This is a genomic window from Streptomyces iconiensis (genome assembly GCF_028657195.3).
Taxonomy (GTDB): domain Bacteria; phylum Actinomycetota; class Actinomycetes; order Streptomycetales; family Streptomycetaceae; genus Streptomyces; species Streptomyces iconiensis.
In genome coordinates, this window is record NZ_JANCPR020000045.1 from 1 (window position 1) to 20,099 (window position 20,099).

16 protein-coding genes and 2 rRNA genes are annotated in these 20,099 nt (G+C 71.1%); 11 read left to right on the plus strand and 7 right to left on the minus strand.

Translation table 11 applies throughout. The features are described from left to right. From NMN56_RS33170 to NMN56_RS33180, 3 genes are all read left to right on the plus strand, one after another. A 23S ribosomal RNA gene (locus NMN56_RS33170) occupies window positions 1-96 on the plus strand; the annotation flags it as partial. 131 nt (window positions 97-227) lie between these two features. Then, window positions 228-344 (plus strand): 5S ribosomal RNA (gene rrf / locus NMN56_RS33175). A gap of 1,118 nt (window positions 345-1,462) precedes the next feature. Continuing rightward, on the plus strand, window positions 1,463-2,185 hold the full coding sequence (locus tag NMN56_RS33180; RefSeq protein ID WP_283742533.1) for a tetratricopeptide repeat protein: 723 nt from the start codon (window positions 1,463-1,465) through the stop codon (window positions 2,183-2,185). Window positions 2,186-2,300: 115 nt separating this feature from the next. On the opposite strand, the gene NMN56_RS33185 is transcribed toward NMN56_RS33180, so the two are convergent. The 5 genes from NMN56_RS33185 to NMN56_RS33205 all read right to left on the minus strand — a co-directional run bounded on the left by NMN56_RS33185 (window position 2,301) and on the right by NMN56_RS33205 (window position 9,069). Then, on the minus strand, window positions 2,301-4,109 hold the full coding sequence (locus NMN56_RS33185; RefSeq protein ID WP_274046201.1) for an IucA/IucC family protein: 1,809 nt from the start codon (window positions 4,107-4,109) through the stop codon (window positions 2,301-2,303). After that, window positions 4,106-4,684 carry a GNAT family N-acetyltransferase gene (locus tag NMN56_RS33190; RefSeq protein WP_274046202.1) on the minus strand — a complete coding sequence of 193 codons (579 nt, stop codon included), beginning with the start codon at window positions 4,682-4,684 and terminating at the stop codon, window positions 4,106-4,108. The genes NMN56_RS33185 and NMN56_RS33190 overlap by 4 nt, the downstream gene beginning before the upstream one ends. After that, on the minus strand, window positions 4,681-6,042 hold the full coding sequence (locus NMN56_RS33195) for a lysine N(6)-hydroxylase/L-ornithine N(5)-oxygenase family protein (RefSeq protein ID WP_274046203.1): 1,362 nt from the start codon (window positions 6,040-6,042) through the stop codon (window positions 4,681-4,683). Before NMN56_RS33195 ends, NMN56_RS33190 begins: the two co-directional genes overlap by 4 nt. A gap of 23 nt (window positions 6,043-6,065) precedes the next feature. After that, window positions 6,066-7,583, minus strand: coding sequence for a pyridoxal phosphate-dependent decarboxylase family protein (locus NMN56_RS33200; RefSeq protein WP_274046204.1), 1,518 nt, complete (start codon window positions 7,581-7,583; stop codon window positions 6,066-6,068). A 196-nt stretch (window positions 7,584-7,779) separates the two neighbouring features. Further along, on the minus strand, window positions 7,780-9,069 hold the full coding sequence (locus NMN56_RS33205) for a DUF1015 domain-containing protein (RefSeq protein ID WP_274046205.1): 1,290 nt from the start codon (window positions 9,067-9,069) through the stop codon (window positions 7,780-7,782). Between the two features lie 260 nt (window positions 9,070-9,329). On the opposite strand from NMN56_RS33205, the gene NMN56_RS33210 reads away from it, so the two are divergent. Beyond that, the gene (locus tag NMN56_RS33210; protein ID WP_430542775.1) at window positions 9,330-10,469 is read left to right on the plus strand and encodes an HAD-IIA family hydrolase; all 1,140 of its coding nucleotides are present in this window, start codon (window positions 9,330-9,332) and stop codon (window positions 10,467-10,469) included. Between the two features lie 147 nt (window positions 10,470-10,616). On the opposite strand, the gene NMN56_RS33215 is transcribed toward NMN56_RS33210, so the two are convergent. Together NMN56_RS33215 and NMN56_RS33220 are read right to left on the minus strand one after the other, a co-directional pair. Continuing rightward, complete coding sequence (locus NMN56_RS33215; RefSeq protein WP_274046206.1) at window positions 10,617-11,501, minus strand: siderophore-interacting protein; 885 nt, start codon at window positions 11,499-11,501, stop codon at window positions 10,617-10,619. 127 nt (window positions 11,502-11,628) lie between these two features. Beyond that, entirely contained in the window at window positions 11,629-12,651 is a 1,023-nt protein-coding gene (locus NMN56_RS33220; RefSeq protein ID WP_274046207.1) for an ABC transporter substrate-binding protein, read from the minus strand. Window positions 12,652-12,783: 132 nt separating this feature from the next. Here NMN56_RS33220 and NMN56_RS33225 point away from each other — a divergent pair, with 132 nt between their 5' ends. From NMN56_RS33225 to recN, 7 genes are all read left to right on the plus strand, one after another. After that, entirely contained in the window at window positions 12,784-13,842 is a 1,059-nt protein-coding gene (locus NMN56_RS33225) for a FecCD family ABC transporter permease (RefSeq protein WP_274046208.1), read from the plus strand. Then, on the plus strand, window positions 13,839-14,870 hold the full coding sequence (locus tag NMN56_RS33230) for a FecCD family ABC transporter permease (RefSeq protein WP_274046209.1): 1,032 nt from the start codon (window positions 13,839-13,841) through the stop codon (window positions 14,868-14,870). The genes NMN56_RS33225 and NMN56_RS33230 overlap by 4 nt, the downstream gene beginning before the upstream one ends. 164 nt (window positions 14,871-15,034) lie before the next feature. Continuing rightward, entirely contained in the window at window positions 15,035-15,925 is an 891-nt protein-coding gene (locus NMN56_RS33235) for an ABC transporter ATP-binding protein (protein ID WP_274046210.1), read from the plus strand. Window positions 15,926-15,954: 29 nt separating this feature from the next. After that, window positions 15,955-16,383 (plus strand): hypothetical protein, encoded by a 429-nt coding sequence (locus NMN56_RS33240; protein ID WP_274046211.1) that lies wholly within the window; start codon window positions 15,955-15,957, stop codon window positions 16,381-16,383. A 3-nt stretch (window positions 16,384-16,386) separates the two neighbouring features. Continuing rightward, on the plus strand, window positions 16,387-17,196 hold the full coding sequence (locus NMN56_RS33245) for a TlyA family RNA methyltransferase (RefSeq protein ID WP_274046212.1): 810 nt from the start codon (window positions 16,387-16,389) through the stop codon (window positions 17,194-17,196). Window positions 17,197-17,237: 41 nt separating this feature from the next. After that, a complete protein-coding gene (locus NMN56_RS33250; RefSeq protein WP_274046295.1) occupies window positions 17,238-18,140 on the plus strand; it encodes an NAD kinase in 903 nt (300 codons plus the stop codon). A gap of 90 nt (window positions 18,141-18,230) precedes the next feature. Next, window positions 18,231-19,982: a DNA repair protein RecN gene (gene recN / locus NMN56_RS33255; RefSeq protein ID WP_274046213.1), complete on the plus strand. Its 1,752-nt coding sequence runs from the start codon at window positions 18,231-18,233 to the stop codon at window positions 19,980-19,982. Window positions 19,983-20,099: the final 117 nt, after the last annotated feature.

The window sequence follows — 20,099 nt, forward strand, 5'->3', positions numbered from 1 at the left end:
TAAGGCTCCCTGGAGATGACGGGGTTGATAGGCCGGATCTGGAAGCCCTGTAAGGGGTGGAGGTGACCGGTACTAATAGGCCGAGGGCTTGTCCATGTTTGCTCGCGTCCACTGTGTAGGTTCTGAGACAACAACCATGTCTTCTTGCGGTACCGCAAATTGAAGAGTGTGCTTGTTCGCTTGACTCTGGGGCCGAATTCTCTGAATTCAGGATTCCCGAATAGAGTTTCGGTGGTCATAGCGTGAGGGAAACGCCCGGTCTCATTCCGAACCCGGAAGCTAAGCCTTTCAGCGCCGATGGTACTGCATGCGGGAGCGTGTGGGAGAGTAGGACACCGCCGAACAATCTTTAGGCCCTTGGCCTTCAGCGTGCATGCGCTGAAGGCCAAGGGCTTTTTTGTTTTTCCGGAGAGCGCTATTGAGGCGGCTGCGCGACAATGTTGTGCGGTGCCCGCAGACAGGAGTCACGCTGATGTCCCCCAATCCGTCCGACGACCGACCTGAGCGTCGGCCGCGTCAGTCCGGTCCTCGCCGGAGCGATGACAGGTCGCGTGGGCCCCGGCGTGATGACAGTGGCCGTGGTGGATCGGGTGGTGGTTTCCGGCGGGACGATGACCGTCCGCGCAGTGACCGTCCCCGTAGCGACCGGCCCCGCGACGAGCGCCCTCGTACTGACCGCCCTCGTGACGATCGTCCGCGCGATGACCGTCCCCGTAGTGACCGGCCCCGTGACGAGCGCCCTCGTACTGACCGCCCTCGCGAGGACCGCTCTCGTAGCGAGCGTCCCCGCAGTGACCGCCCTCGTGACGACCGTCCCCGTAGTGACCGTCCGCGCGAGGACCGCCCTCGTAGCGACCGTCCCCGTGACGACCGGCCCCGTACGGACCGGCCGCGTAGTGACCGGCCCGGGGGTGAACGGCCGAGTGAGGAGCGGGGGCGTGGGTTCGGGACCGGGCGGGAGCGGGACGACAGGCGTAGCGAGCGGCGGGATGATCGGGGTCGTGGCGGATCGGGTGGGGGTTTCCGGCGCGATGACCGGTCCCGCGATGATCGGCTGCGTAGTGACCGTCCCCGTGAGGAGCGTCCCCGTACGGACCGGCCGCGGGACGAGCGTCCGCGTGGTGATCGGCCGGATCGGGCGCGTGATGACAGGCCCCGTGGCGATCGGCCGCAGCGTGATGACCGGGACCGGGGGCGTCCGCAGGGGCGGGGCGCTGAGCGTGCTCCGTACCGTCGGGACGACCGGGACGCGGGACGTACGCAGGGGGCGCGTGGGCCTCGGCGGGATGACGAGCGTGGTGGCCGGCGGCCGTATGGGCAGGCCGGTGGCGGGCGCGATGACCGGCGTGACGACCGACGGGACGACCGGCGTGGGGCCGCGCCTCGGCGGGATGACCGCGGGGGTGGCTTCCGGGGCGGGGACCGGGATCGGGACCGCAGGGAGCGTCCGGACCGCGAGCCGTTGCGGCGACTGCCGATCGATGAGGAAGTCACGGGCGACGAGCTGGACAAGGACGTCAGGCAGGAGCTGATGAGCCTGCCGAAGACGCTTGCCGGGGACGTCGCGCAGAACCTGGTGATGGTGGCCAGGCTGCTGGACGAGGATCCGGAGCGGGCGTACGAGTACGCGAAGATCGCGCTGCGGCTGGCCTCCAGGGTTCCTTCCGTACGGGAGGCGGCGGGCTTCGCCGCGTACGGGGTCGAGAAGTACGCGGAGGCGCTGGCGGAGTTCAGGACGGCCCGGCGGATGACGGGGCTTCAGCATCTGTGGCCTGTGATGGCCGACTGTGAGCGCGGTATGGGGCGTCCGGAGAAGGCGCTGGCCATGGCTGGTGAGCCCGAGGTCAAGAGGCTGGACAAGGCGGGGCAGGTCGAGATGCGGCTCGTCGCCGCTGGGGCCAGGCGTGACATGGGGCAGCCGGACGCGGCCGTGGTGACGTTGCAGAGCCCCGAGTTGGCGTCGAACTCTTCGCAGCCGTGGACGGCGCGGCTTCGGTACGCGTACGCGGACGCTCTGCTGGAGGTCGGGCGGGAGAGCGAGGCGCGCGAGTGGTTCGCCAAGGCGCTGGAGGCCGATCAGGGCGGGCTGACCGATGCGTCCGACCGGCTGGCCGAGTTGGACGGTGTCGAGTTCATCGACGCGCTGGACGAGGGCGCGGAGGACACGGACGGCACCAAGGAGTGAGCTTCGGCTCCGCGTGACGCGAGTGTGAGGGAAAGAAAGGGCGGGCTCCCATGGGGCCCGCCCTTTGCTGTTCCGGTGTCGTGTCGCGGTGCTTTTTTGTGCGGGTGCTTCCTCGTCAGCGGTTGGCTATGGGGTTCTTGAGGGTGCCGGTGAGCTGGAGGGCGCCCGAGGGGTCCTGGAGGTCGACCATCTGCTGGTTGTCGCGCAGCTGGAGGCGGTTGAGGCAGGAGAGGGCGAAGTCCTCGGCGAACAGGTCGTACTGCGCGAAGCGGTCGGCCAGGTGCGGGTTGGCCTTCTGGTAGGCGGTGACGTGGTCGGCGACGGTGGACCAGAAGGTGTCCTCGTCGAGGGTGCCGGCCTCGGCGAGCGTGGGGGCGAGGAAGCGGAAGAAGCAGTCGAAGACATCGGTGAAGAGGGAGAGGATCTTCATGTCCTCGGGGACCTCGGCGCGGATGCGTTCGACCTCGGGCGGGAGTACGGCCTCGGTGTTCATGACCGCGATCTCCTCGGCGAGGTCCTTGAACAGGGAGCGCCGGGGAACTCCGTTCTCGTCCAGGACGAGGATGACGTTCTCGCCGTGCGGCATGAAGACGAGGTCGTAGGCGTAGAAGCAGTGCAGCAGCGGGGTGAGGTACGCGTCGAGGTAGTGGCGCAGCCAGGTGGTGGGGGGCAGGCCCGAGTCCTCGATGAGGGCGGCGGCGAAGGAGTTACCCTCCCGGTCGACGTGGAGGAGCGAGGCCATGGTGGCGGGCTTCTCGCCCTCGTTGAGGAAGGCCGCCGGGCTCTCCCGCCAGAGCGCCGCCAGCATCTTGAGGTAGGGGGAGCCCTTGGGCGCAGCGGCCTCGTAGGGGGCCGGGTGGTAGCCGACGGCGGCGCGTTCACGCAGGACGGCGAGGCCCGTGGCGCGGAGGGTGTCGTCCTGGGCCACGAGGCGGGCGAGCCAGTCGTTGATGGCCGGTGTGGCCTCCATGTAGGAGGCGGAGAGGCCGCGCAGGAAGCCCATGTTGAGGACGGACAGCGCCGTTTTCACGTAGTGCTTGGCGGGGTTGCTGGTGTTGTAGAAGGTACGGATGGACTGCTGGGCGAGGTGCTCGTCGTCGCCGTGGCCGAGGCAGACCAGATGGCGCTGGGCGACCTCGGCGGCGAAGGTGACGGAGAGCTTGTTCCACCACTGCCAGGGGTGTACGGGGATCAGGAAGTAGTCGTCCAGGTCCAGGCCCTGTTCCGTCATCGTGGCGGAGAAGCGGCGGAGGGTGGGTCCTGACAGTTCGGAGAGGATGAGCTTGTCGTAGCCGAGGTCGGCGCAGGCGGTGAACGTCGCACGGTCGCGGTGCGCTGCGACCCAGATCAGCCGTACGGGGTTACCGGTCTCGGGGGCGTAGGCGCGGTACTCGGCGATGTCGAAGCCGAGGCGGCCGTTGTTGGCGACGAAGCAGGGGTGGCCCTCGGTCATGCCGGCCTCGATGGCCTGGAAGCCGGAGCGTGCCAGTTCGGCGGCGCCGACGTGGGGGGCGGCGAGCTTGTAGGCGGTGCTGGCGAGGGTGCTGCTGATCTCCTCCAGGTAGACGGGGAGGATCTGCTCGCCCAGGCCGAGGGTGGTGCGCAGCTCGGTGATGAACGCGAGCGCGTCCAGGGGGAGTTCGGTGGTGGCCCGGTGGCGGGTGATGCTGTCCGGGTCGACCTGCCAGTGGTCGAGCGCGAAGCGGCGTGCGGTGAAGCGGTATTCGGTGGCGCCGTCGTCGGAGCGTACGGCGTAGCCGTCGGGGACGCCGTCGAGTGGCTCGGGGGTCAGCAGCCGCTCGTGGGTGAACTCCGCGAGTGCCTTGCGGATGAGCAGCCGGGTGGCGTGCGCCCAGCGTTCGGGCGTGAGATGGGACACGGCCTCGCGGGGCGAAGTGGCGCGCGGTGTGGTCGGGAGGGTCATGAGGGGGTGTCTCCTGTGGCGGTCCTGAACTGCTCGCGGGTGCAGAAGCTGAGCAGGGCTTCCTTCTCCGGCTTGGTGAGGGTGGAGTCGACGCGGAAGCCGACCGCCTCGTTGAGGGCGTGCACCGCAGTGTTGCGTACGTCGGGTTCGACGACGACGCGGTGCACGGCGGGGTCGGAGAAGAGCATCTCCATGACGGTCGTGAGGACGGCGAGGGTGAAGCCGTGCACCGGGGTTTCGGCCGGGGCGCAGAGGAAGTGCATGCCGGCGTCGCCCTGTTGGTGGGCGTAGAGCCCGGCGAGTTCCACGTGTGCGGGGTCGTAGCGCTCAGCGAGGAAGGCGGGGGTGCCGTCGTGGAGGCCGAGGAACGCGTCGTGGTGGGGCGAGGCGGCGATGCTCATGAACTCGCGCTCGACGTCGAGGAGCGTCGCGTCCTGGAGCAGGTAGAAGGCGGACTTGGGGTGGGTGACCCAGCCGTGCAGCAGCTCGCAGTCGGTGAGCGGGTCGACGGGGCGCAGCGTGAGGGTGCCGAGCCGGGGGTCGGTGCGGGTGAAGCGGGTGACTGCGGTGGTCACGGGGCCTCCTCGTCGTTCTGGAGGGCGAAGGGCGCGGCGAACTCCTGGAAGGCGATGGCCTTTTCGACGGCGTAGTGCTCGTGGCCGAGCAGCTCGCGGATGATGCAGGAGTTGCGGTAGGCCGCCATGCCCAGGTCGGGGGCCGCGAAGCCGTGGGTGTGCAGTTCGGCGTTCTGGACGTAGATCTCGCCGCCTGCGCTGTCAGCGTTGTCGATGCGGTAGTCACGCCGTACGGCGAAGCGGCCCTGGGTGTCCCATTCGATGCGGTCGGCGACCGGGTCGAGGAAGGCGGGGCGCTGGTAGCGGTAGCCGGTGGCGAGGATCAGGCCCTCGGTGGTGAGGGTGAAGTCCCGCTTCTGTTCCTCCTGGCGCAGGCCCAGGGCGTAGGTGCCGTCGGCCTCGTCGTAGGAGGCGTCGGTGAGCGCGGTGTTGGTCATGAGGCGCGTGGGGCAGGGGGCGAGCCGGTTCTTCTGGTAGAGCAGGTCGAAGATGGCGTCGATCAGCTCGGAGTTGATGCCCTTGTAGAGGTTCTTCTGCGAGGCGACGAGGCGGTCGCGGGTGTCGGCGGGGAGCGAGTGGAAGTAGTCCACGTACTCCGGGGAGGTCATCTCCAGGGTGAGCTTGGTGTATTCGAGGGGGAAGAAGCGGGGGGAGCGGGTGGCCCAGGTGAGGGTGTAGCCGTGCCTGTCGATGTCCTGGAGGAGGTCGTAGTAGATCTCCGCGGCGCTCTGGCCGCTGCCCACGAGGGTGATGCTGGACTTCTTCTGGAGTGCTTCCTTGCGTCCCAGGTAGCGGGAGTTGTGGATCAGGTCGCCGCCGAGATCCCGTACGGGTTCGGGGAGGTGGGGCGGTGTGCCGGTGCCGAGGACGAGCTTGGCGGTGCGGAAGGTGCGCCGGGTGCCGTCGGGGAGGTGGTCGGCGCCGACGGTGTAGAGGCCGTCGGCCTCGTCGTAGGTGACCGAGGTGACGCGGTGGCCGAAGCGGACGGTGTCGCCGAGCCGGTGGGCCGCCCAGCGGCAGTAGTCGCTGAACTCGGCGCGCAGGGGATAGAAGCTCTCGCGTATGTAGAAGCTGTAGAGCCGCCCGCTCTCCTTCAGGTAGTTGAGGAAGGAGTACGGGGATGTGGGGTCGGCCAGGGTGACCAGGTCGGACAGGAACGGCGTCTGGAGGGTGCTGTCTTCCAGGAGCATGCCGGGGTGCCAGGTGAAGTCCGGCTGGTCGTCCAGGAAGAGGCCGTCGAGCCCGGGTATGGGGTCGGTCAGACAGGCGAGGCCGAGATTGAAGGGGCCGAGGCCGATGGCGATGAAGTCGTGTACGCGCGCTTCGGCTTCGTCGGCCTGGTGGGGGGAGGGGGTCACGTGGGGACTCCGGGGACGGTCGGTCAGCGTGCCGGGGCGCCGCTGAGTGTGGTCTGTGTGGCGAGGTGGCGTTCCGCGTGCCCGGCGATGAGTTCGAGGACCGTGGCGATGTCGGCCAGCGAGGTCTCCGGGTTGAGCAGCGTGAACTTGAGGTAGTGGCGGCCGTCGACGACGGTGCCTGCCACGACGGCCTCGCCGGAGGCGGACAGGGCCTCGCGGGCGTGCAGATTGGCCTGGTCGGTGAGGGCCGCGCTCTCGTCCTGGTAGGCGTCCCCGGGGGTGTCCTGGGGGACGTAGCGGAAGACCAGGGTGGAGAGCTGGGGTTCGGTGACGACCTCGTAGCGCGGGTCGGCGTCGAGCAGGTGCCAGGCGTCGGCCGCGCGGTCGATCACCTCGTCGAACAGCTCGCCCACGGTGTCCGCGCCCATGACGCGCAGGGTCATCCAGAGCTTGAGCGCGTCGAAGCGGCGCGTGGTCTGGATCGATTTGTCGACCTGGTTGGGAATGCTGTTCTCGGCCGAGCGTGCCGGGTTGAGGTAGTCGGCGTGGTAGGTGACGTGGCGGAGCGTGTCCCGGTCACGGACGAGGACGGCGCTCGAACTCACCGGCTGGAAGAAGGACTTGTGGTAGTCGACGGTCACCGAGTCGGCACGTTCGATGCCCTCCAGCAGGTGGCGGCGCCGGGAGACCAGCAGCCCGCAGCCGTATGCGGCGTCCACGTGCAGCCACGTACCGGTCCGCTCGCACAGCTCGGCCGTCTCGGGCAGCGGGTCGATGCTGCCGAAGTCGGTGGTGCCGGCCGTGGCGACGACGGCCATCACCACCTGGCCCTCCCGCGCGCAGCGCTCCATCTCGGCTGCCAGCGCGCTCGGGCGCATGCGGCGGTTCGCGTCGGTGGGCACGGGGACGACGGCGTCGGGCCCGAGGCCGAGCAGGACGGCGGACTTCTCCACGCTGAAGTGGCTGCACTCGGAGGTGAGGATGCGCAGCCGGGGGAGGATCTCGGGGGTGGTGAGCGCGGTCTCGGCGTTCTTGCGTACCAGACGGCAGGTCTCGGCCCGCGCCAGCAGCAGCGCTTGCAGGTTGGACTGGGTGCCGCCGCTGGTGAAGATGCCGTCGGCGCCCTGCCCGAAGCCGATACGGCGGGCCGTCCAGTCGATGAGCCGGCGTTCGATGAGGGTGCCGCCCGCGCTCTGGTCCCAGGTGTCCAGCGAGGAGTTGACGGCGCTGAGTACGGCCTCGCCGAGGACGGCGGGTATCACCACCGGGCAGTTGAGGTGGGCGAGATAGCGCGGGTGGTGGAAGTAGACGGCGTCCTTGAGGTAGACGTCCTCCAGTTCGTCGAGGGCTGCCTGGGGATTCTCCAGGGGCTGTTCCAGGTCGATAGCGGAGACGGTGGGTGCCAGTTCGGCGGGCGTGATGCCTGTGAACGGCCGCTCGGTGCCGGCGATTCTGTCGGCCAGGCGCTCGACCCCTTGGGTGAGGGAGCGCCTGTAGTGCTCCGCTGTCCTGTCGTTGAGCAGGTGTGACCTGCTGCTCATGAACTGTCCTCCCTGACGCGGACGTCGTACGGCGCACCGCGCAATTCCTACTGCGCGGTCAGGTAAGGCTAGCCTAACTAGGTGGCCGAGTAGCACCGCAAGGGGGACCGCCCCGCCCCGGGTGAAAGGACTGGGCGGGCGCGGTGAAGGAGGGGAACGTGCAGGTCAGCCGGGTGCGCGCGGGTCAGAGGTGCGCTCAGCCTGCCGCGCTGTCGACCGTGCGCAGCACCAGTCCGGTGGCCGGTTTCGGGCCGAACGAGGTGGACTTACGGGGCATGGTGACGCCCTGCTCCGCCAGGGAACGCACCGTCTCCTCGCGTACGGGCCGCATCAGCACGGCCGTTCCGCCGTGCAGCGCTGCCTGTTCGACCGCGGCCTCGGTGTGGTGGATGTAACTGATGTCCGAGGAGTGGTCGGGGATCCGCCAGATCTCGTCCAGCAGCACGGAGTGCAGCACCGTCGCGTCCAACTGCCGCCACGCCTCGGGCCGGCCGCCGTCGACCGTACGCGCCAGCAGCGCGGGCGAGGGCCGGTCCAGCAGGCGGAAGGAGCCGTCGCCCTCGGTCAGTACGAAGGCGTTGCCCGGGGTGTCGTCCAGCTCTTCGAGCACCTCGTCCAGCGGGGCCTCGATCGTACGTACCCGGAACGAGCCGTCCGCGCGGTCCAGCAGGTCGAGCGCGCGCTTGAGCGGGAGATGGGGCAGTACGCGGTGGATGGCGCGCACCTGGAGCGGGTACCGCGCGGTGTCGACCAGCAGCACCAGCCCGTAGTTCCAGGGGGACGAGCCGTCGGTCGTCTCTCCCGTGTGCTCGGCGCGCAGCCGCAGATACGTCGCCCAGCGGTGGTGCCCGTCGGCGATCAGCGCGCGGTGAGCCGACAGATCGGCGTCCACCTCGGCGAGTTCGGCGGGGTCCGTGACCGACCACAGGCGGTGCGAGAAGCCGTCCTCCGTGGTGGTCGCGACCAGGGGCCGTCGCCGGGTGGTGCGTTCGATGACCGCTGTGGTGCCGGTGCGGGTGCCGCCGCTGCGGTACGAGAGCAGCAGCGGCTCCGGATTAGCGGCGGTCTCGCGCATCAGGGCTGCGCGGTCCTCGACGACCTCAGCTATCACCTCCTCATGGGGAAGGACGATGCCGTCCTCGGGAGGTGACAGGCACAGGGCGCCGATGATGCCCCGCTGGAGCAGTTCGCCCCTGCGCTGCTCGTAGACGTACAGCGCGGGTTCGGGGTCCGGCGTGAGCACGCCGTCCGAACGCCAGCGGCGCAGCGTCTCGCCGGCCTGGCGGTGCCGGGTGGCCGGATCGGCTGCCTGCGGAAGGATGAGCCGCACGATGTTGTACGGGTCGGCCGTCTCCAGATGCCGCAGCCCGTCGGGCCTGACCACCACGTCGTACGGCGGGGAGGTCACGGCGGCGAGGCTGCTGACCCGGTCCGGCGCGTAGCGAAGCCCGCGGAACGGGGTGAGTCTCAGGCCCTCGGCGGTCATCTGTGCATGTTATGCCGCTGCTGCGCCGGGCGTGGAGTGGGGCACAGGGGGCGCGCTGAGTCGGGCTCGATGCAACACCCCGCCGGGTTTTGACCCCGCTTTGGGCGGACCTTGAACCCCGCTTTGTGCCGGCGCCCGCCGCGGGGCCCGGGTGCGCGGGTGTGCGAGAGGATCAGGGTGAGCGAGGAGACGCGGGGCGGCTGACGGGTTCACCCTGCGCACCCCGCTCCCGGCGAACGAACCCCCGAGGAGCGAAATCCATGCACGACACCCCCGCTGATCACGGCGAACGGCAGCGGCGGTCACCGTACGGGCCGCTGCCCAGCGCGCAGCCGCTGAGCGAGATGTACGACACGGCTCTGCTTGACCTGGACGGGGTGGTGTACGCCGGGGGAGAGGCACTGCCGCACGCGGTCGGCTCGCTGCGCACCGCCGGCGAACGCTGCCTGCGGCTGGCGTATGTGACCAACAACGCCGCGCGCACGCCCGCGACCGTCGCGGCCCACCTGACCGAACTCGGGGTACCGGCGGCCCCGGACGAGGTCATCACCTCGGCTCAGGCCGTCGCCCGGATCGTCGCCGAGCGCGTGCCCGGCGGCGCTCCGGTGCTGGCCATCGGCGCCGAAGGGCTGCGGGCCGCACTGGAGGAACGCGGGCTCACCGTCGTGGAGTCGGCCGACGAGGAACCCGCAGCCGTGGTGCAGGGGTACGGGGGCCCTGGCATGCCGTGGGAGCGGCTGATGGAGGCGGCGGTGGCCGTGCAGCGCGGGGTGCCGTGGTTCGCCTCGAACACGGACCCGACGATCCCCAGCGGCCGGGGCATCGCGCCGGGCAACGGTGCGGCCATCGAGGTCGTGCGTATCGCGACGCGCTGGATGCGGGAGGCGCCCGAGCCGGTCGTCGCGGGCAAACCGCTGCCGCCCATGCACCGCGAATCCATCCTGCGTACGGGCGCACAACGGCCGCTGGTCGTCGGCGACAGGCTGGACACGGACATCGAAGGGGCGCACGCGGGGCGCGTGGATTCGCTGCTCGTACTGACCGGCGTGACGGACGGAGCGCAACTGCTGGCGGCCCGTCCCGAGCACCGGCCCACCTACGTCGCCCGCGATCTGCGGGGGCTGCTGGAGGCGCAGCCGGAGGTGACGGGTGAGGCCGGCTCCGGCTACATGTGCGGCGGCTGGACTGCCGTCGCGGCCGAAGGGGAACTCCAACTCATCGGTGGGGGAGGTCAGTTGGGCCCACTGGGTGGGTCCGACCCGCAGGAAGGGCCCGGTTCGCCGGACGGGCTGGACCCGGTGGACGGGCTCCGCGCGCTGTGCGCCGCCGCGTGGAACGCGGCGGGCGACACGTCGTGCGCGCTGGAGAGCGGCAAGGCGCTGGCGCTGCTGGGCTTCTAGCCGCCGGCCCGGCGAGAGGGTGCCCCTTGCCGTGCGCTGCGGGCTGTCGGCCTGCTGCGGCTGGTCGCGCCCACGCGGCGGAGCCGCACATGTCACGGCTCCGCGCCCTTCCGGGGCGTACCCGTTTTGCTGGGCCCCGCCTCGGGGTCAGCCCGCTGTGGCCAGGGCTTCGGCGACGAGCTGTTCCTCGGTGGCGCCCAGGCGCCAGTAGCCGGTGAACTTGACCGCGCGGCGGTCGATGTCGCGTTCCTTGACGAGGTGCCGGCGCAGCGCCTTGACCGTGCCTGCCTCGCCCGCGATCCACGCGTACGGGGTGCCGGCGGGGAACGCGGCGGCACCGACCGCGTTCACCACCGTCTCGGCGCGGGGCTGCGAGGACTCGTCGCGTACCAGCCAGGTGATCTCCGCGTCCGCGACCGTCGGGAGGTCCTGTACGTCCTCGGCGTGCGCGACCTCGGCCCACACCCGTACGGGCATTCCGGCGGGGAGCCACTCCAGGATGGCGCCGATGGCGGGCAGCGCTGTCTCGTCGCCGCTCAGCAGCACCCAGTCGGTGCCCTCGGGCGGCCGGAAGTCCACGCCGCCGTTGTCCTCGACCACGGGCCCGAGCAGGGTCACGCGGTCGCCGGGCCGCGCGGAGAGCGCCCAGCGCGAGGCGGGGCCGCCGTCGCCGTGCAGCGCGAAGTCGATGTCCAGCTCGTCCTCGGCGCCGTACTCGCTGCCGCGCCGGAAGGAGCGCACGGTGTACGAGCGCATGAGGGCCCGCTCGTCCTCGGGCATGGCCCGCCACTCGGCGAACCAGTTGTCCCCGGCTTCGAGCGGCAGCACGGGCCTGTCCTGGCCCTGCTGCGGCAGGAACAGTTTGAAGCGCTGGTCGCGCCCGCCGGAGGCGAACGAGGAGAGCTGGGCGCCGCCCAGGGTGATCCGCAGCATGGTCGGGCCCAGCCGCCGTGTCCTGACGACACGCAACTCGAAGAACTTGAAGGGGACGGTGGCGGGTGCCGGCGGCGCCTCGGAGACCGTGGTGCTCATCGTGTCTGCTCCTCCCGGGAGTGCGTTTCCTGGCATGTGGGCGTGCGGGCTGTGGCGTGCGAGCTGGGGGGCGAGCTGTGGCGTGGGGGCTGTGGGGTGCTCGTCGGCGGGTGCCCGTGCCGTGCGGTCAGCCGACCTTCTTGGCCTTCTCGATCGCCTCGGCCAGTTCCTCGACGAGCGGTGCGGCGCCCGCGTACGAGAAGCGCGGTTCGGCCATCCACTCGCCGACCTGGCCGGCCTTGACGGCGGGCAGATCGCCCCAGGACGGCTTCGACTTGAGGGCCGGCGGCTGGAGCGACTGGGTGCGGTTGTCGAGGATGATCAGGTCGGCCTTGTACTTGTCGGCGTTCTCCCAGCTCAGTTCCTCGAAGAAGCCCTGCGAGCTGACCTTCTTGGGGACGACGAAGTTGACGCCGAGGTCCTTGAAGTACTTCAGGTCGGCGTTGGCGCTGGGGTCGGAGACGTACAGCAGGTCGGCCGAACCGGAGGCCGCCATGACGCGGATGCCACTCTTGGCCGCCTTGCGCAGCCGCTCGGACGCCTTCTCGAACCTGGCCTTGGCGTCGACGACGCTGCCGGCCTTGAGGTCGGCGCCCAGGGACTCGGCGAGCTTGGCGAACTGCTGGATCGGCTCGATCATCGGGACCTGCGCCGCCGTCATCGCCACGGCGGGCGCGAGCTTGAGGATCTTCTCCTTGCTCTCGTCGGGTACGTACCACAGCGCGTTCTTGACGTACATGTTGGTGATCAGCAGCTGGGGGCGCGTCTTGGCGTACTTCTCGATGTCGAACTCGCCGTAGGCGTTGCCGATGATCTCCAGCTTGGAGATGTCGAGGTCGCCCGCGACGACGTCAGGCTTGCCGTTCTTCTGCTTGGTCGGGCCGAAGACGCCCACGATCTTGTCGCGCACGCCGAAGTCGTGGAGCGCGGCGGCCGTTCCGGTGTAGGCGACGATCCGCTCGGGTACGGCGTCGAGGCTGACCTTTTTACTGCGGCCGTCGGTGAAGGACCAGGCGTCGCCCTTGGAGCCGCCCGAGCCTGACCCGGAGTCGCTGCCGCAGGCCGAGATCAGCGCACCGAGACCGGCGACGCCGCCTGCTGCGAGCAGTCCTCGCCGGGAAAGGTGGGGCATTCGGGACGAGCTGGGCATGTGTGGAGCCTCTTTCAACGTGCTGACGGGGCGGCCCTGAGACCGAAGTCTTGGTTAGGCTAACCTAACCAAAGTCATTGTTGTCCAGTGGTCGGAGCTCCCCGTCTCCGGCCCCCCGACCGGAGCCCGTACGTGACTCTCACCAAGTCCCCGCAGGTCCGAGGAGACTCGGCGGCCGGTCAGGACCAGTCCGCTCGTGCGCGGCCTCCCCTGGCACGTGCCGCGGGACTGATCGGCGCCCTGCTCCTCCTGCTGCTCGTCCTCTTCCTCAGCCTCGCCGTCGGCGCCCGCCAGCTCTCCCTCGGCGAGGCATGGGCGGGGCTCGTCGACAGCGGCTCCGCCACCTACACCGTCGTGCACGAGATGCGCCTGCCCCGTACGCTCCTCGGGCTGCTCGCCGGGGTCGCGCTCGGGCTCGCGGGCGGCGTCATGCAGGCGCTGACCCGTAACCCGCTGGCCGATCCCGGACTCCTGGGCATCAACGCGGGCGCCGCCGCTGCCGTCGTCACCGCCATCTCGTTCTTCGGGATCTCCGGATACACCGGGTACATCGGCTTCGCCTTCCTCGGTGCCGCCGCCGTCTCGGCGCTCGTCTACGCCGTCGGCGGCGGACGCGGAGCCACCCCCGCGCGGCTGGCGCTCGCGGGAACGGCGCTCAACGCGGCCCTCATCTCCTATGTGAACGCGGTGCAGTTGCTCGACACCGCGTCGCTGGACCGGATGCGCTTCTGGATGGTCGGCTCGCTCGCCCGTGCCCAGGAATCCACCGTCGTGGGTGCGCTGCCCTTCATCGCGGCCGGCGCCCTGGTCGCGCTGGCGCTGGCCAGACCGCTCAACGCGCTCGCGCTCGGCGACGAGCCCGCGCGCGCCCTCGGCTCCCGGCCCACCAGGACGCGCGCCGGTGCCATCGTCGCCGTCACCCTGCTGTGCGGCGCGGCGACGGCTGCCTGCGGACCCATCGTCTTCGTCGGCCTGATGGTGCCTCACATGGTGCGCGCCCTCACAGGTCCCGACCAGCGCTGGATGCTGCCGTACTGCGCGGTCCTCGCGCCGGTGCTGCTGCTGGCCGCCGATGTGCTCGGGCGGGTGCTCGGGAGGCCGGGCGAACTCCAGGTCGGCATCGTGACCGTGGTGCTGGGCGGTCCCTTCTTCCTCTACTTCGTCCGCCGCCGGAGGGTGGCACACGCATGAGCGTCATACGTACAGGAGCCGGCCTCTCCGTCACCTACAGGCCCCGTGCGCTGCTCGTGGGCGGCGCCTGTCTGGTTCTCGCGCTCGTCGCCGCCGTCTTCGCCATCGGCAGCGGCGAATACCCCATGGCGCCCGCCGACGTGGTCCGCACCCTCGTCGGCCAGGGCGACCCCGCCGACGCGTTCATCGTCCAGGAGCTGCGCCTGCCGCGCACCGTGACGGCGCTGCTCGTCGGCACGGCGCTCGGGCTGTGCGGGGCCGTCTTCCAGGCCGTCGTACGCAATCCGCTCGGCAGCCCCGACATCCTCGGTTTCACCAACGGCGCCGCCACCGGAGCGCTCGTCGTCATCGTCGTCGCGGGCGGCGGCAGCGCGTTCCTCGCGGGCGGCGCCGTGCTCGGTGCCGTCGTCGTCAGCGGGCTCATCTACGCGCTGGCGTGGAAGCGCGGCATGCACGGCTACCGGCTGGTGCTGGTCGGCGTCGGCGCCACCGCCATCCTCACCGGCGTCAACAGCTACCTGATCACCCGCGCCCAGATCACCGAGGCGTCCCGCGCCGTGCTGTGGATGACGGGCAGCCTCGACGGGCGTGGCTGGAGCAACGCGCTGCCGCTGCTCGCCGGTATGGCGGTACTCGTGCCGCTGGTGCTGTTCGGGTGCGCGCGTGCGCTGCGGATGATGGAGATGGGCGACGACGCGGCGTACGCGCTGGGCGTACGCGTGGAACGGACGCGGCTGGCCCTGCTGGGTGCCGGGGTGCTGCTGGTCGCGCTGTCGGCCGCTGCCGCGGGCCCGGTCTCCTTCGTCGCGCTCACCGCGCCCCAGCTCGCCCGGCGGCTGACGAAGGCGCCGGGGCCCAACCTCGTGCCCGCGATGTGCATGGGCGCCGTACTGCTGGTGACGGCCGACCTGGTGGCCCAACGCGCCTTCGGCGATCACCAGTTGCCCGTCGGCGTGATCACCGGAGTGCTGGGCGGCGGCTACCTCGTATGGCTGCTGGCCACCGAGCGCAGGGCCGGGCGGATATGAGAAACGGGCCGGAGGCGGGAACGGCCGCCACGGCCGGGGCGGATGCGAAGGTCGTGGCGGAGACGAGCTGCGGGGCGGCGGCCGTAACGCGTACGAAGGCCGCAGCGGACACGGAAGCCCGAACGGATACGAGTGCCGGTGCCAACACGGAGGCGGACCACAGGATGAAGACCGACATCCGGACAGCGAAGCGGGACAGCGCGACGGGCGCCGCCACAGGCAAGGCCACGGGCACCGGCGGAACGGCGGACGCGGCCACGGGCGCCGCTGCCGGGGCCAGGCTGACAGGGCGTGACCTCACCCTCGCCTACGACCAGCGCACCATCGCCGAAGAGCTGGACGTGGCGATTCCCGACCAGTCCTTCACCGTCGTCGTCGGCCCCAACGCCTGCGGCAAGTCCACGCTGCTGCGTGCCCTCTCCCGCATGCTCAAGCCCGCCAAGGGCAGCGTCATGCTGGACGGTTCCGACATCGCGCGCATGCACGCCAAGGCGCTCGCCCGCACCCTCGGGCTGCTGCCGCAGTCCTCCATAGCGCCGGACGGGATCACCGTCTCCGACCTCGTCGCCCGTGGCCGCTACCCGCACCAGGGCCTGCTGCGGCAGTGGTCGCGCGAGGACGAGCGGGTCGTGAACGAGTCCATGGAGGCGACCGCCATCAGCGAGTTGGCCGACAGGTTCGTCGACGAACTCTCCGGCGGCCAGCGCCAGCGGGTGTGGATCGCCATGGCCCTCGCGCAGCAGACCCAGCTGCTTCTGCTGGACGAACCCACCACATACCTGGACATCGCCCATCAGATCGAGATCCTCGATCTGTGCGCCCGGCTCCACGAGGAGGAGGGCCGCACCCTCGTCGCCGTCCTGCACGACCTCAACCACGCGGCGCGCTATGCCACCCACCTGATCGCGATGTGCGAGGGCCGGATCGTCGCGCAGGGCCCGCCGGGCGAGGTGGTCACGGCGGAACTGGTCAAGGACGTCTTCGGCATGCCGTGCCGCGTCATCGACGACCCCGAATCCGGAACGCCGCTGGTCGTGCCCGCCGCCAGGCGCTGAACCCCGGCGGCTCGCGGTAGCGTCGGGGCATGAGCGAGTTCGCGCAGGGGCCAGGGCCCGAACAGGCCGGACACGGCCCCGAACAGGACACCCACGAGCCCGGTACCGCCGGGGCACGGGAGCGGCCCGGCCAGGCGCGGCCCGGCCAGGCGCGGCCCGGCCAGGCGCGGCCCGGCGACGAGCAGGCCCACCCCGAGCAGGCCCACCCCGACCAGGCACAGGCGCACCCCGACGGAGAGCAGGAGCGGCAGAGCGGGCAGGAGCCCGAGGAGGGTCCCGTACCGCTCGGCGTCGGGGTAAGGCCCACGGGGCACGGCCCCGTCGACGCGCGGCTGCACCGCCTGGAAGACGCCGACCACCTCGCCGTATCGGGTCATCTGGAGGTGTACGAAGATGTCCACCGCGGCCTGCGCGAGACGCTCGCCGCACTGGACCGCCCGCACACACCCCGGAGCTGACACGTGGCCGCACGACCCCGACTCGACGCGGAGCTGGTGCGCCGCAACCTCGCACGGTCGCGCGAACACGCGAGCCAGCTGATCGCCGCGGGGCGCGTGACCGTCGGCGGCAACACCGCGACCAAGGCGGCGACCCAGGTGGAGACCAGCGCGGCCCTGGTCGTCAAGGAGGACAAAGGCGACCCGGACTACGTCTCACGCGGCGGGCACAAGCTCGCCGGGGCACTGGCCGCTTTCGGCCCGGGTGGGCTGCGCGTGGAGGGCCGGCGGGCGCTGGACGCGGGGGCCTCGACGGGCGGGTTCACGGATGTGCTGCTGCGTGCGGGCGCCGCTCATGTCGTGGCCGTCGACGTGGGCTACGGGCAGCTGGCCTGGTCCCTGCAGAGCGATGCGCGCGTCACCGTCAAGGACCGTACGAACGTACGGGAGCTGACGCTGGAGGCGATCGGAGGGGAGCCCGTCGGCCTCGTCGTCGGTGACCTCTCCTTCATCCCGCTCGGCCTGGTGCTGCCCGCACTCGCGCGCTGCGCCGCGCCGGACGCCGACCTGGTGCTGATGGTGAAACCGCAGTTCGAGGTGGGCAAGGAGCGCCTCGGCAGCGGCGGTGTGGTCCGCAGTCCGGAACTGCGCGCCGAGGCCGTACGCACGGTCGCGGGGCACGCCGCCGGGCTGGCCCTGGGGGTGCTGGGCGTCACGGCGAGCCCGCTTCCTGGGCCCTCGGGGAACGTCGAGTACTTTCTGTGGCTGCGCGCCGGGGCGCCCGACCTCGACCCGGCCGATGTCGAGCGAGCGGTGGCGGAGGGGCCCAAGTGACCCAAGTGACCCAGTTGACACAAGAGACAGCGGCGGGGGACATGGACGGCATGGAGGAGCGTACGGTCTTCCTGCTCGCGCACACGGGCAGGCCGGCGGCCGTCCGGAGCGCGGAGCTGGTCGTCCGGGGGCTGCTGCGCTGCGGAATCCGCGTACGCGTGCTCACCGAGGAGGCGGCCGACCTGCCGCTGCCAGGGCTCGTGGAGACCGTGGCAGCCAAACCGGACGCCGCAGAAGGGTGTGAACTGCTCGTCGTGCTCGGCGGGGACGGAACCCTGCTGCGCGGCGCCGAGTTCGCGCGGGCCTCGGGCGTGCCCATGCTCGGCGTCAACCTCGGTCGCGTCGGATTCCTCGCCGAGGCCGAACGCGACGACCTCGACCAGGTCGTCGAGCGGGTCGCCTCCCGTTCCTACGAGGTCGAGGAGCGCATGACCCTCGACGTCCTCGTACGCAACGACGGCCACATCGTGCACGCCGACTGGGCGCTCAACGAGGTGTCCGTCGAGAAGGCGGCACGCGAGCGCATGCTGGAGGTCGTCACCGAGATCGACGGCCGCCCCGTCTCCAGCTTCGGCGGCGACGGCGTCGTCTGCGCGACCCCCACGGGCTCGACCGCCTACGCCTTCTCCGCCGGAGGGCCCGTGGTGTGGCCCGAGGTGGAGGCGCTGCTGATGGTGCCCATCAGCGCACACGCGCTGTTCGCCAAGCCCCTGGTCACGGCGCCAGACTCGGTGCTCGCTGTCGAGGTGCAGCCGCAGACGCCGCACGGCGTGCTGTGGGCCGACGGGCGGCGCAGCGTCGAACTCCCGGCCGGCGCGCGGGTGGAGGTCAGGCGCGGCGCCGTACCGGTACGGCTCGCACGGCTGCACCACGCCTCCTTCACCGACCGGCTCGTCGCGAAGTTCGCCCTCCCCGTCTCCGGCTGGCGCGGGGCACCCCGGTAACGGCGTACACGGGCTGTATGTCCGCTGTGTATTCCCCCCGCACGAGGGGCGCCGCACGCCCTGGGGTGGGGGGACCCCGCGGAACCTCGTATGGTCGTATCCGTGTTGGAGGAGATGCGGATCAGAGCCCTGGGCGTGATCGACGACGCCGTCGTGGAGCTGTCCCCCGGCTTCACCGCGGTGACCGGCGAGACCGGCGCGGGCAAGACCATGGTCGTCACAAGCCTCGGGCTGCTGCTGGGAGGAAGGGCCGAAGCGGCGCTCGTGCGGGTAGGAGCCAAGTCCGCCGTCGTGGAGGGCAGGATCGCCGTACAGCCGGGGTCACCGGCTGCGCGCCGTGCCGAGGAGGCGGGAGCCGAACTGGACGAGGGCGCGCTGCTCATCAGCCGCACCATTTCGGCGGAGGGCCGCTCACGCGCCCACGTGGGGGGCCGCTCCGTTCCCGTGGGGCTGCTGTCCGAGCTGAGCGACGACCTGGTGGCGGTGCACGGGCAGACCGATCAGCAGGGCCTGCTGCGCCCCGCACGCCAGCGCGAGGCGCTCGACCGGTACGCGGGTGACGCCGTCGCCGTGCCCCTCGCCGCCTACACCGCCGCCTACCGCCGGCTGCGCACCGTCGCGGCCGAACTCGACGAGCTGACCACCCGTGCCCGCGAGCGCGCGCAGGAGGCCGACCTGCTGCGCTACGGCATCCAGGAGGTCGAGGCGGCGGAGCCGCAGCCCGGCGAGGACACCGAACTGGCAGCCGAGGCCGAGCGGCTGGGCCACGCCGAGGCCCTGGCCTCCGCCGCCACCACCGCACACGGAGCCCTCGCGGGCGACCCCGCCGACCCCGAGCGCTTCGATGCCGCCACCCTCGTCGCGGGGGCCCAGCGCACCCTGGACGCCGTACGCACCCACGACCCGGCACTCGCCGCGCTCGCCGAACGCCTCGGAGAGGTGCACATCCTGCTCGCGGACGTCGCGGGCGAACTCGCCGGATACGCCGACAATCTGGACGCCGACCCGCTGCGCCTCGCCGCCGTCGAAGAGCGCCGCTCGGACCTCGGCCAGCTCACCCGCAAGTACGGGCCCGACATCGCGGCCGTGCTCGCGTGGGCCGAACAGAGCGCCGACAGGCTGGCCGAGCTGGAGGGCGACGACGAACGGATCGGCGAGCTGACCGAGGAGCGCGACGGCCTGCGTACGGAACTGGCGGGGCACGCGCGGACGCTGACCGAGGCACGCGCCGACGCCTCCAAACGGTTCGCCGACGCGGTCACCGAGGAACTGGCCGAGCTGGCCATGCCGCACGCCCGTGTCTCCTTCGACCTCAAGTACACCGAGACCACCGGAGAGGGGGAGGGGCTCGACATCGACGGCCGCACCCTCGCGTTCGGGCCGCACGGAACCGACGAGGTCGAACTGCTGCTGACCCCGCACCCCGGAGCGCAGGCCAGGCCCATCGCCAAGGGCGCCTCGGGAGGCGAGCTTTCGCGGGTGATGCTCGCCGTGGAGGTCGTCTTCGCCGGCTCCGACCCCGTACCCACCTACCTCTTCGACGAGGTCGACGCCGGTGTGGGCGGCAAGGCGGCCGTCGAGGTCGGCCGCCGCCTGGCACGTCTGGCCAGGACGGCGCAGGTCGTTGTCGTCACCCACCTTCCGCAGGTCGCCGCGTTCGCCGACCGGCACCTGGTGGTGGAGAAGACGGACGACGGCTCGGTCACCCGCAGCGGTGTGCAGGCCATGGAGGGCGAGGACCGGGTGCGTGAGCTGTCCCGGATGCTGGCGGGCCAGGAGGACTCGCGCCTCGCACGGGCACACGCCGAGGAACTGCTGGAAGCGGCGCGCGCCGGGAGTTGAGCCCCAGGACCCAGGACCGGACCCCACGTCCCGCCGGGAGTTGAGCCCTCGGACCGGACTCCATACCCGCCGGGAGTTGAGCCCTCGGACCGGACTCCACACCCCGGACTCGCACAC